The sequence below is a fragment of the Pedobacter sp. 22163 genome (assembly GCF_052045595.1).
Lineage (GTDB): Bacteria > Bacteroidota > Bacteroidia > Sphingobacteriales > Sphingobacteriaceae > Pedobacter.
This window is the reverse complement of the sequence record NZ_JBQEPM010000006.1, coordinates 331,225-344,045: the sequence shown is the minus strand read 5'-3', so window position 1 is coordinate 344,045 and position 12,821 is coordinate 331,225. Positions and strand designations below refer to the sequence as shown.

Here is a 12,821-nt window from a genome sequence, read left to right as displayed (position 1 = left end):
TGGTGCTAAATTATTCGATAAGAAATAGTAAACCGTCGGTTGTTTGCAATAAAAACCTCCTGATCTTTTAAAATCAGGAGGCTATAATTTATTAATCAGGCTAAATTAGTTACCTGTAGCTGTCCAGGTATTATTATCTGTATTCGAATCTGGCAATACTTTATTAGGATCTAAAGTAACTGATTCGATCTCTTCAGTTGTTGGATAACGTACCAACCAAGTCGCGTTTTTCATCCAAACATCAACCGGAACTTTTATAATATCCGTTTTACCGCTTTTAGTTTTAACCTGCAGGATAATTGGCATTGGCATTTTCTCCAGGTTTACAACTTTAATCGCATAGCCCACCAATTTATCGTCTTGCTTAACGGCCTCAACACCAGCAATACCCTGATCCATTTTCCAGTTGTTTAACCACCAGCTTCTCCAAAACCAGGCTAAATCTTCGCCAGCACCATTCTCCATTGAACGAAAGAAATCAAATGGGGTTGGATGTTTAAATGCCCAGTTTTTAATGTATTGACGGAAAGCATAATCAAAACGATCTTCACCTAAAATCTGATTTCTCAGGATATCTAAGCCCCATCCGGGTTTATAATATAAATTAACACCTATATTACGTTCTGCCATACCATCGGGCATTAACATCATGTTTTCATAAACCGGATTTCCGATGGTGCTTTTACCAACTTTATTCATATCGGTTGGCTGGGCAGCATACTCGCCTTTATTAAAATTACTTTTAGAAATACCGTTGATAAAGGTATTAAAGCCTTCATCCATCCAACCATATTTACGTTCGTTAGAGCCTACAATCATCGGGAACCAGGTATGACCAAATTCATGATCGATTACACCCCAGGCACCTGCTTTTTTAGCTTTCCAACCACAAAAAACAATACCAGGATATTCCATGCCACCAACATTGGTAGCCACATTAACCGCCATTGGATATGGATATTCGAACCATTTGGTTGAATAGTGTTCGATGGTAGATTTTACATATTCTACACCACGGCCATACGCATCAACACCGTTGCTTTCTACTGGTTGAGCAGAAACGGCCAAAGATTTTTTTCCGCTTGGTAAATTGATTCTTGCTGCATCTAACACAAAAGATTTAGATGAAGCCCAGGCCGCATCACGTGCATTTAAGATTTTAAATCTCCAGGTTAATTTATCTTTCGCCGGACGGGATTTTGGATCTGTTACCTCTTCTTCTGTACGGATGTGAACGGTAGCATCGCTAAGTTTAGCGGCATTCCATCTTTTTAATTGTTCTGGTGTAAAAACTTCGGCAGGGTTTAATAATTCGCCCGAGCCCATTACGATATGGCTTGCCGGTGCGGTAATGGCAAAATTAATATCACCATACTCGCAATAAAATTCGCCACCGCCCCAGTAAGGCAAAGTATTCCATCCTAGCACATCATCATACACACACATACGTGGAAACCACTGTGCAATGGCAAAAATTTCACCATTCGTTGTAGTTAAATGTCCTGTTCTGTCCGATCCCTCTTTTGGTACAACAAAAGAATAATCCATTTTAATTGTTACAATATCGCCATTGGCTGCCATTGGTTGGTCTAAACGGATCTGCATGCGCGTATCTTCTACCAAAGAAGTAAATTTTACAGCAGCAGCTTTTTGCGATACACTGATGTTCTGGATTTTATAACCACCATCAAATTTTTCACCTTGTGCACCATAACGGCTACGCGCTGGCGTAATGGCATAGCCACGTGAAGTTTCTTTAAAAGTATTCTGGTCTAATTGCAGCCATAAATAGGGCAATTTATCGGGGCTGTTATTTTTGTAAGTAATGGTAACGGTACCGGTAACTATATTTTTTGCTTCATCGAGATTAGCAGTAATGTTGTAATCAACGCGGTTTTGCCAATATTTTGGGCCGGGTGCGCCAATTGCAGAACGGAACTCGTTCCCGTTTTGTGTATAAAATAATGGTCCAAAGGCTTCAGCAGGGTTATAATTGGTAGCTGGTGTTGTAGCTTGTTGGGCCGATGCAGAAAAGGCAAAAACGCAACAAACCAAACATAAAGTTATTAGTTTAGTCAATTTCATGATAATAATAAGGTTGTAATCAGGCGGTAAATATAAAAAATAACCACATATAGATTTATATGTGGTTATAATGTTACCAATGATGGTTATAATGTACCGATAGTAATAACCGAATATTAATTCGCCTTTAATTTGGGTAGATCCTGGAGTTTTCTTTCTTGCGGTGTCAATTTTTTCCACGCTACAAAGGCACGGGAAATATAATAAGCATAACGGTATGGCCTTTCTGCCTTTACAGCCTCTACTGAGGGACGATAAATAATCATGAAGTTTTTAAGTTCCTCACCCTCTAGCTTGGTCATATCTGTAATGGCCTTTGCGGTAAAGTTCTCATCAATTTCCTGGAGATACATTTCCTTTTCCTCTAGATCGGCCTCTTTTCGTTGTTGTCTTCTATATTTACCATAGCCAAGGTTTAGGTTTAAGCCCCCAACCTTGTCGGTCATACGTTTACGGTTTAGATTTCCACCTGTACTCAATAGTGTATATTTTTCTGCTAATGGATCTTTCGCATCCGTAACCTGACTATTCATTCGCACTGCTGTAATATCTACATCTTTTAAACTGTTCGATTTAACCGGAAGATATATTGTTCTATTTAACAGATTGGTTAAGTACAGCGTATCGGTATGATAGCCAACGGCAGAAAACTCTAAAAGATCGCCAATATTGGCACTAATGGTATATCTACCTTCTTTATTTGTACTGGTTGATTTTTTACTGTTCAGATTTCTGATGCTAACACCAGGAAGAGAAAGCGTTTTTTTCGAGTAATCGAAAACCGTACCTGTAGTTACCGTTTGTGCAAAAACGCCAATTGGCAAGGCAAGCAATAGAAAAATGATCAGTTTGTACATACTCAAAAGTAACTTAGTTCGACATTTAAAAGCTGCATTTAACAAACTTTAACATTAGAACAATTGAATTAGGCTAGTGTTTTTAAATAATTGTCATCATCAAATCCAATTAATATGGCTTTGTTGTTCTGCTCAATAATCGGACGTTTTATTGCGCTGGTATTTTCTTTTAAATAAGCTATCGCCAAATCTTGGTTATCAATTTTAGCCTGCTCTTCTTTAGTTAGTTTTTTCCAGGTTAAACCTTTGCGGTTTAATACCGTTTCCCAACCGAAGGTATTACACCATTCATTTAATTTTTCAGTTGTAATGCCTTTTTTCTTAAAATCGTGAAATTCAAAATCAACCTGATGTGCTTTTAACCAATCGAGCGATTTTTTAACTGTATTGCAATTTGGAATTCCGTAAACGGTCATATTGAATGAATGGATATTTAATTATTGAATGAATGATTGATTGAATGACTGAATGTACAAGCAAAGTTAATAAACTGTTTAGCTTTATACTTAATATTTTCAAGATGATTGTTTTATTATGGTGTCAGATATTTCTATCTGATACTAATCGTAATTATTCATTTGGGTATGAATCCAACTATCAGTGAGATAGTAACATCTGACAGCACAACGAAGAAAGTTGACAACGCTAAAAAACCGATCTTAAATTCAAATAATCCTAAAACCCCTATTCATTCATCCCATTTTTTGGCCAATCCATCACATTTTAAATATAGATGTAAATTCTCTTCGTAAAATTGTGGTATAAACTAAATCAAATGGTAATTCTATCAGGTAACCCATCTACAATAAAAACCAAAAGTATCAACCAGCTTGAGTTTTGGATTTCTACAACACTATATGTGCTGGCCCTAATTGGTATCTGCTCATCCACAATCTATAACTCGGGCAATTCTTATCGTTTTGAAGAAAGCGGTATTGATTATAGTGTAATGGCAAACTTCTTTATTCCAGAATTATTTAAGATCACCAGTTTATATATCAGCTTTTTATTGTTCAATTTTTGCCTCATGCCCCAACTTGCAAATAAGAATAACATCACACTTAATCTTATTCTTACGGTTTTAGTCACAGCGTTCTCTGTAGTTGCGTGGATGGTTTACAATACCTATTCTCAAGCATACAGGTTGGTTGAATATGACAACATTGACAACGCTTACGGGATCTTTTTTGGCGAAGCTTTTACTTATATTTTCTTTTTATATCTACTCTTTAATGCTTATGCCTATTTTAATGAACGGGGCTTAGAATTACTAAAAAGAATCCCGGTATTAAAAAATTACCATAACAACATTGTTCCAGAACTCTTTGTAAGTACCAAAATCTGGCTGATTTCGCTTATGATTTTTGCAGCCGTACTTTCGGTAAGAATCGATTACGAAATACTGATCGTTTGGGTAATTGTACCACCGGTAAATATCTTTCTAGCTTTTTGCTCTATTTATTACGTTATTCCAAACCTCAGAAAGGATTTTAAAGGTTTTGGTCGGTATTTTTGGGGAAATGTTGGTTTAACCATTATCCTCTCACTCCTGCTCTTAATCGTCCTTATCCCTTTTATGCGCAATGGTGCTGTCGTGCCGATTACCTTACTTTTAAACGCAATATGCTTAATCTGCATTACTACGCCATCTGCATGGTATATTTACAAACATAAATTTGAAAAACAGAGCGAAATTCAGATGCTCAAAACGGAGTTGGGCAAATCGGATGCAAACCTAAATTTCTTAAAATCGCAAATTAATCCACACTTCTTGTTCAATGCTTTAAATACCTTATTCGGAACAGCTTTGCAGGAAAATGCAGAAAGAACAGGCGAAGGGATCCAGAAACTGGGCGATATGATGCGCTTTATGCTCCATGAAAATACCCAGGATAAAATTTCGTTAACCCGCGAGGTAGAATACCTGAACAACTATATTGATTTACAAAAGCTGCGCACCTCCCGCTCTGCAGATATCAGGATTGATACGCATATTGAAGAGCAGTTAAATAACCTGCAGATTACGCCGATGCTGTTGATTCCATTTATTGAAAATGCATTTAAACATGGTATTAGTTTGCAACAGCCTTCGTACATTAAAATTACCTTGCAAACCAAAGAAAAAACTTTGTATTTTGATGTAAGCAACAGCATTTACATTAAGGCAGATAATGACCCCGAGAAATTAAAAAGTGGCATCGGACTAGAAAATGTTAAACAACGTTTATCATTGCTTTATTACGGAAAACATGAATTGATTATCCGTGAAAGTGCCAATGAGTTTTTTGTTCATTTAACTTTGCAGTTGGATTAGTGATACGTATCTTTCAGAAATCAAATAAACGAGTAAATAATTTAAATTGATAAATTTGGGCGATTCGTCATTTCGACTGGAGCGCAGCGTAATGGAGAAATCTTTGACCGAAGTTTTTAAAAGATTTCTCCGTTACGGTCGAAATGACGATCTCCTTTGAGCTACTGGAGATGATCCCTTCGTCAGCCTGACAGAAGAGAAAAACACAAAGAACAAATAAAAAATGATTGCCATTGCTATAGATGATGAACCGATTGCATTAGAGATTATAAAATCGCATGCCTCAAAAGTTCCGTTTGTAACATTGCAACAAACTTTTACTGATGCCTTTGCAGCCATCAGCTATCTTCAGCAGAACAAGGTTGATTTAATTTTTCTGGATATCAAAATGCCAGATATCAGTGGAATTGATTTTTTAAAGAGTTTGAGCAAGCCACCAATGGTAATTTTTACAACGGCTTACACAGAGCATGCTGTGCAGAGTTTTGAACTCGATGCTGTAGATTATCTGCTAAAACCTTTCTCACTCTCACGTTTCTTAAAGGCTTGCAATAAAGCCCAGGAACTTTTTAACCTGCGCAACCAGAAACAGGAAACAAAAACAGCATATATTTTCGTAAAAGATGGTTACGAGCAAATTAAGGTAGAGTTGGAGGAAATTCTTTATGTAGAGGCCTCAGGCAACTATACGCAGATCCAACTTAAAGACAAACTTTTAAGCTCGAGGATCACCATTAATGATTTGGCTGAATTGTTGCCAAAAGCAGATTTCATTCGCTGTCACCGGGCTTTTATTGTAGCTAAAAATAAAATATCCAAATTTGACCGCAGCCAGATTTGGATTGGAGAAAAAATTATTCCTATAGGTGCAACCTATACCAGTATTAAACTTACTTAATGCCATTTAAACCTCACAGGTTTTTAAACGGCTTTAGCCCTCAACGAGACCTTTAAAAATAAGTTAAGTAACGAGTTAAACCTGCGAGGTTTGTGCTTTATTAGTTAGACCATGAAATAAATTACCTTCGGTGAGCTCGCTTTACTCCGTAGCTTTCCGCCTCGCTACAGGTCAGGGTAACGGCAACATCTTAAGGCTTTACATTTACCCTAATTCCTGCTGAATGGGTAGTAAACTCTGGTGCATACATGCTTTGTAAAGAGGTAATTCCATTTGAAAAATTTCCGGCATGCGTAACCCGCAAAGGATATTCAAATACATAGGTTCCCTTAGGCATATAACTGATAAAAAAATTGGTTGAAGCATCTTTTGTACTTTCGTAATAACCTAAACCATCCTGATATTTATACCTGGAGATTACGTTTACTGGTTCAAAACCCGATGAACGCATATCTTTCAAATGAATATATTCCATATCCCGATCACAATAAATTTCAATACGTACTTTCAACAAATCGCCAGGGGCCAAAATATTGGTTGTCGTAAGCGGAGTTAAAACATCGCCTTTTGCGCTAGCTTTTTGAACAAACAATTGTTTGTTGATTTTAACGCCTGTGTTGGCCGGCGTAATTTTATCCAGTTGCTCAAAATATTGCCAGTACATTGCGCCCCAGGCTACCGTTTGGTTGTTGTTTTTAACCTGTACTTTCCCCATCTCTGGTCTTACATTAGCCGCTGCAATGGTTAATTTTTGATAACCCGTTCCTGCTTCTTTTACGGCATTAGGCTGTTGCAGATCTGCTATTTTTTGACCGCCAATAGTTATTTCAGGTTCATTATGCTCTGTTAAAAGGTCAGTTCCTTTCATTAGCAATGCATAACACGCCGCCGCAGTTGCTTTAGTTGTTTTCCAATCGTTCGTCTGTTTGTTTTTGAGCAACCAGATTTTCATTTCCTCCACCGATTTGTCATCGTTAGTCACTTCGTCGAAAGCCTCTATTAATAAAGCCTGCGTTTCTATCGGACTTTGGTACCACCACCAGCCAGCTTTATTTGTAGCCCAGTACATGCCCAGTTCATCATTTTGCTGAGCAGTTTGATTTAATAACGTAATGATTTTTTTGGCTTCTACCTCATTGCCGTTTCTATTTAAAACCAAGGCGGTTTGTGCCAACTGGTAAGTATCAAAGGTTTTCCAGCCCGCTGTTAATTTTTTCAGATAGAAATCTTTAGCCTTTAAAAAATCTGCATTGTTGTTTTTTTGATAAGTGTAGCTTCTTGCAAATAGATAGTGCAATGGCAAATAGGCAAAACGTTTTCCTTTCACTTCATCCTTATAATCTTTAACCAGCTGCGCATCTAAATAAATAATGGCTTTGTTAAGCATTACATTAAAATTAGGATAAGCTTTTTCGTCAATCATTTTCAGTTTTTTCAATTGCCCCATTCCTAAAACAATGTGCTGTGTAATGTACCGATCTTCCTGCATACCATTAAACCACGGAAAGGCACCATTGTTAAACTGCATTTTCTCTAACTTTTCGAAGTTGTTTTTCAGCTCGTAAGTCATTCTATTTAAATCGAAAAGTATGGCTAACCGTTTTTTACGCTCGTTTTCGTTATCGGCATTACGTACCCAAGGTGTTTCTTCTAACAAAATTGATTTAAGCTCCTGGTTTTTCTCCAGCTTAGATAAGAGGGCTTCGCCATTATTTGTGTTTTGCCATTGTTCGAAAACGGTTTTAATTTTTGGTGAGGAATTCATGATACCTGTTGCAAAACTATTGGCATAAAACCGGCTAAAAGTTTGTTCAGCGCACTCATAAGGGTATTCCATTAAATAAGGTAAAGCCTGCACGGCATACCAGATGGGATTTGAGGTAAACTCGAAAGTTAAACTTTGGTTACGTAAGGTTTTTGAAGCGCCTGATTTCTCCAGCTTCACAAAGTCGAAAGTTTTACTGGTATTGCCACGCACGTTTATAGGCATACTTTCGGTAACCAACATGGCATTTGCCAAAACAGGAATGGTATTTTCTTCACCATCGCTAAACTTGCCACTTTGGGCCAAAACTTTATAAGTAATGGCACTAATGCCGGATGGGATAATTAATGTCCATTTTAAAACTGTATTGCCTGCATCATCAACTTCGAAAGTTTTTTCGGTTTTTTCGTTTGCCTCAAAAATCTGGATCGGTTTAGCTGTTAAGGCATCGGTAAGTGCTAAACTGGCATTGCCGATAAGTTTTTTGCCCGCCAGGTTATTTAGTTTGGCGCTTAATAAAATGGTATCCCCTTCACGGAAAAAACGTGGGGCATTAATGGCAATGGCCAATTGTTTCTGGGTAACCAATTCGTTGGTGATGGATGCCGTTTTTAAATCTTTGGTGTGCGCAAACCCCATCATTTTATAGCGTGTTAAACTTTGCGGAATGGTAAACTCGATCTTGATTTCGCCTTTGGCATCAGTTAACAATTGTGGATAAAAAAATGCGAGTTCGTTGAAATTGGTACGTGGTGTAATGTTAGGTTTTTTGATGACAGGCTTGCCATTTACGATTTCTAAACCAGTTTTAGGGTCATAGCTATTAATGCTTACGAAATCATATGTTCCAGCATCATCTACCGCAACTGCTTCCTCTCTTAACATTTTAACTGTTGGAGCTGCTGCGCTTAATCCGGCAGCCTTCCCTTGCAAGGTAGCTGTACCTCTGATCTGTATCGCTGCGCTTGTCATCTCCTTTTTCTGCGACCCATAGCCCACAACCACTACTTCATTTAAAGCATCCCCATCTTCTTTCAGGGTTACATCTATCCGTTTTTTATTGCCAATTTTTACAGCATATCTTTTATACCCTATAAAAGCGAAATTCAGTGTCTCTCCTATTTTAGCTTCAATGGTGTAAATGCCAAAAACATTAGTGGTTGTTACTGTTTTGCCAGACTTCACCTGTACACCAGGCAATACATCGCCATGCTCATCGAATATCACACCATAGGTTAATTTACCTTTTTCCAATTCAGCCAGTTTTTTTACAGCTTCGGGAGATAAACCCTTTCTTTTAGATCTTTGTAAATTATTCATATAATTACGGTAACCATTGTTGTAACCGCCGTAATAATTGTAACCGAATAAATTAAGATTTTCGTAACCACGTGTAATTAAGCCATAGTTATCTTTAGGCCTTAAAAACCATAAATAACCTGCATTCGCCACATCATTTACATTGAAATTCCAAGTGTAAAAATAATAGTTAAAGCTTGTTGGTAACTGCGTATTCCAATCCATTCTTTTCAGGTCGTCCAAACTTGCGTCGTATAGCGTAGCTACCATTTCAGCCATCTGCTTTTCGCCATTTTTATTACTGATCTGTAGTTTCCAGCTTTCTTTTTCGCCTGGCTGAAGTTTATTTCTAAAGGTTAAAAACCTGATATCCAATTCTTTTTTCGGATCTATAATTTTAACCTGTTGCATAGAACCGTAAACCGTACCTTGATGTACCATGGTAAACTGTACGGCAAAACCATCCTCATAATTACCTTTCGGTTTAATTTTAATAAAACTTTGTTTTGGCGATAGATTAAGCCATACCTTTTCGGCTATACTATCACGATAATAAACTTCATAATAAGCCCTGCTGTTATCGGCTAAGCCTGCCAAGCGGAAAACAGCACTTTCAGTCGGTTTAATTACGCTTACTTCAGGAGCAATCCATTCGATATTCGATTGTATTGTTGCAGGCGCTTCATTATAGATAATCAAATACTTATCTACTTTAATGGTATCGTTCTGCTCGTTTATGGCTATTAAATTGATTTTATAATAACCTGGTTTTAGATTTTTTTGATTGAAGGCTAAACTCCCCCGACCATCTTTAGCCGTCGGGCTTTGCCTTAGTTCTACCGATTTTATTGGCCATTTGGCTACTTCGAGTTCGTTGTTATAATCCTCATCAGGAAAATGCTTAATAAACTCCTCTTTACTTAATGTATAGTTTTCAGCATAAAACGGACTCTTGTTTATTAACCTGGACGGTGCCTGCAACAAACTCCATTCGGCCTTAATATTCGCTTTAATGGGTTCGTTGTTTAAATTGGTTACCCAGAATGGGATACTATCGGTTTTGTTGCTTACATAAATAACCTGTTCGGTACTGACATTAAGATTAATATCTTTTTGCCCCACATTTATCATTGTGGTTTTTGTTCGGGTTTCGCCATTTAAATCCGTTACCTCAGTTTCAATTTCGTAGCTATAATTCTGTTTGGTATTGGTGGCTCTTGCAAAAAAGGTAATATCGAATTTACCACCTGCTTTGGTATTTGTTTTGCCAATGGCAATCTGTTTTCTTTCACTATATATATTTGAGCCATAAATTGCACTTCGCTGCGTGTAAGTTAAACGGTAATCGTACATCGCCCTGCGGAAAACCTTATAATTTACCTTTGCATTATTTACGGAATATCCTGAAAATGAACTGGCTTTACCTTGTACTTTAATGCTGTCGTTCAGTTTGTAATGCTGATTAGGCTTATCAAAAAGCACTTCAAAGGTGGGGCGTTTATATTCTTCTACCTGTACATTAATGCTGCCATAATCGGTTTCAATTTCCATCTGTCCATTTAATTTCCCCAACGGGATACTAAAAGATCCTTGAAAAGTGCCAAAATCATTGCTCGTTACATTGGTCGAAGTTATTTCCTTACCGTTGGCATCATTAAAAAAAACCTCAAGTGTTTTATTTACTTCTATTTTATTTTTACCATCTTTCGATTGCAAGCATATACCCTTGTAGTAAATGGTTTGCCCCGGCCGGTAAATAGGTCTGTCAGTAAAAAGTATTACACGTTCTTTATCATCGTCATCCCGATAGGTGTTATAATTATTGACGTTTACTTTCAATTCATCTTTTCCAAGAGTAGCCACCGCAAAAGACATATTCCCGTCGGTTTCATTTGTAGTTGCATAACCATTTTCATTAGTGGTGATTAAATCGCCATTAATATATTTCCGCTTGTTATAGTCATATCGCTGTTGTTGGATTTTAACATTCTTCAAGGGTGCACCGTTGCTAAGGTGGCTAACAAAATATTCATGTTTTTCAATATTGCGCCTGTTGATTACAGCCATTGCAGTAACCTTAAAATTAATATTGCTATAAACAGTATCTTTTTGTTCACGGTTAATGGTTTGGGCAATCAAAGTATAATTACCAAAGGGTAAACCATCTATTTTATCAATTAAGGTATGACTTTGATAATCGCTCGTTTTGGGTACAATGACAAACCATTTTTTGATTACGTTATTCCCATTAAAAAAAGCTAAAAAGCCATCTTTGTTTTTAAACTGCTCGTAATCATTTTGAGGTTCGGGCGCTTTAAACAGCCTTATATGTACTGTATCTGTATTTTTATATGATAAAAATAACTGTGCAGGTTTATCCGGCTGGATATATCCTTTTATTTTAATTGATAATTCGCTGCTTTTAATCTGCTTGATTAAATTTTCTGCATTTTGCGCACCGATACTTTTAGGATGGGCCTCAACAGCTTTTTTGGCTAAAGCAACGGCTGTTAAAAGACTTTGTTTGTTGGTATCAACAGGCAATTGCGCATTTTTATGCATAAGTGCCTGTTCATATAAAATATCGGCATAAACTTCGGTTTGGGTGCTTTGTTCAGCTAAATTACTCAAAGCGTTATTGTACAATTCCTGATTATCGCCACTAAAATTTCGTTGTATAAATTTTAAGCGTTTTAAATCAACATCGGCCAATGCCGAAAAATTATTGCTGTTTTGATGAAATCTGATCAGGTTTTTAAACAACTGCAAAGCCTGCGGTTTAAACAATGTACTATCATTCGTGAGTTCCATCGCCAAAAAATCCTGCTTGTTGCCAAACCAGGCAGCATTGCTCATATCAATTGAGTCATCATCATATTGTGTAAGGCTTATCTGTGTGTTGCTAAAAACATCGATGGCCCGGTGTGCAAGCAGATCATACAGCGTTGGTCTGTAATTCCGGTTATTTTTATCACCAGCCAAAACGGCATCCAAAACATCAACTTTAGTTTGTTGCAAAATCTGGGCTTCTTTTAACGATAACAGGTAGTATTTTATCGTTTCCTCGTTTAGTTTTTTAATGCTCCAGGTTTTAATGTCATTCCCTATATCGCCCTGTACTTGTGTACGCGATCCAATTTGCCACCTGTTTTGTTGCAGATAATTCCAATACGTTTCGGCTAAAAGCGACTGTAAAATGCTTTTTTCGGGTTGCTTGGCATTGCTGATGTCTGTGCGAAGATCGACCAAAATTTTATCAAAGGCATGCTCTTCCAAATAGCTTTGAAACATCATCCGGTAGATAACCGATTTGATCAGCAATGGTGCATTGTTCTCTTTCTTTGCTGCTTGGTTTATTTTTTCGATCAAAGCCAGGGCATCTTTGGGTTTGGCCTGGTTAGCAAGAGAATCTACCCGATAAAAATCGGCCAGCGTATATTTATGCTGAGCAGAAACATCGAAAGAAAACAAAAAGGTAAAAAGAAATAAAGCGGAGATACGTAATGATATGTTCATAAGATGGCTTTGCGTTTTAATATAGATGGGCAGAACGTAAAAATTCCATAAGCGGTTAAAATTTTATCTGATTATTATACTAATCTA

6 protein-coding genes are annotated in these 12,821 nt (G+C 37.2%); 2 read left to right on the top strand and 4 right to left on the bottom strand.

Annotated elements, in window-relative coordinates:
• Window positions 1-105: 105 nt before the first annotated feature.
• The 3 genes from ACTJKN_RS17405 to ACTJKN_RS17395 all read right to left on the bottom strand — a co-directional run bounded on the left by ACTJKN_RS17405 (window position 106) and on the right by ACTJKN_RS17395 (window position 3,358).
• Entirely contained in the window at window positions 106-2,085 is a 1,980-nt protein-coding gene (locus ACTJKN_RS17405; RefSeq protein ID WP_440826988.1) for a M1 family metallopeptidase, read from the bottom strand.
• Between the two features lie 116 nt (window positions 2,086-2,201).
• Window positions 2,202-2,942, bottom strand: a complete 741-nt coding sequence (locus tag ACTJKN_RS17400) for a carboxypeptidase-like regulatory domain-containing protein (RefSeq protein WP_440826987.1) — start codon at window positions 2,940-2,942, stop codon at window positions 2,202-2,204.
• A gap of 68 nt (window positions 2,943-3,010) precedes the next feature.
• Window positions 3,011-3,358 (bottom strand): Spx/MgsR family RNA polymerase-binding regulatory protein, encoded by a 348-nt coding sequence (locus ACTJKN_RS17395; protein WP_029279935.1) that lies wholly within the window; start codon window positions 3,356-3,358, stop codon window positions 3,011-3,013.
• 359 nt (window positions 3,359-3,717) lie between these two features.
• Here ACTJKN_RS17395 and ACTJKN_RS17390 point away from each other — a divergent pair, with 359 nt between their 5' ends.
• Together ACTJKN_RS17390 and ACTJKN_RS17385 are read left to right on the top strand one after the other, a co-directional pair.
• Complete coding sequence (locus ACTJKN_RS17390) at window positions 3,718-5,256, top strand: sensor histidine kinase (RefSeq protein ID WP_440826985.1); 1,539 nt, start codon at window positions 3,718-3,720, stop codon at window positions 5,254-5,256.
• A 223-nt stretch (window positions 5,257-5,479) separates the two neighbouring features.
• Window positions 5,480-6,154 (top strand): LytR/AlgR family response regulator transcription factor, encoded by a 675-nt coding sequence (locus ACTJKN_RS17385; protein WP_440826983.1) that lies wholly within the window; start codon window positions 5,480-5,482, stop codon window positions 6,152-6,154.
• Between the two features lie 190 nt (window positions 6,155-6,344).
• Here the strand turns inward: ACTJKN_RS17385 and ACTJKN_RS17380 are convergent, their stop codons facing one another.
• On the bottom strand, window positions 6,345-12,734 hold the full coding sequence (locus tag ACTJKN_RS17380; protein ID WP_440826981.1) for an alpha-2-macroglobulin family protein: 6,390 nt from the start codon (window positions 12,732-12,734) through the stop codon (window positions 6,345-6,347).
• Window positions 12,735-12,821: the final 87 nt, after the last annotated feature.

Bases quoted from the DNA above. Each gene is read 5' to 3' on its own strand.
- ACTJKN_RS17405 (WP_440826988.1), bottom strand. From the start codon at position 2,085: ATGAAATTGACTAAACTAATAACTTTATGTTTGGTTTGTTGCGTTTTT.
- ACTJKN_RS17400 (WP_440826987.1), bottom strand. From the start codon at position 2,942: ATGTACAAACTGATCATTTTTCTATTGCTTGCCTTGCCAATTGGCGTT.
- ACTJKN_RS17395 (WP_029279935.1), bottom strand. From the start codon at position 3,358: ATGACCGTTTACGGAATTCCAAATTGCAATACAGTTAAAAAATCGCTC.
- ACTJKN_RS17390 (WP_440826985.1), top strand. From the start codon at position 3,718: ATGGTAATTCTATCAGGTAACCCATCTACAATAAAAACCAAAAGTATC.
- ACTJKN_RS17385 (WP_440826983.1), top strand. From the start codon at position 5,480: ATGATTGCCATTGCTATAGATGATGAACCGATTGCATTAGAGATTATA.
- ACTJKN_RS17380 (WP_440826981.1), bottom strand. From the start codon at position 12,734: ATGAACATATCATTACGTATCTCCGCTTTATTTCTTTTTACCTTTTTG.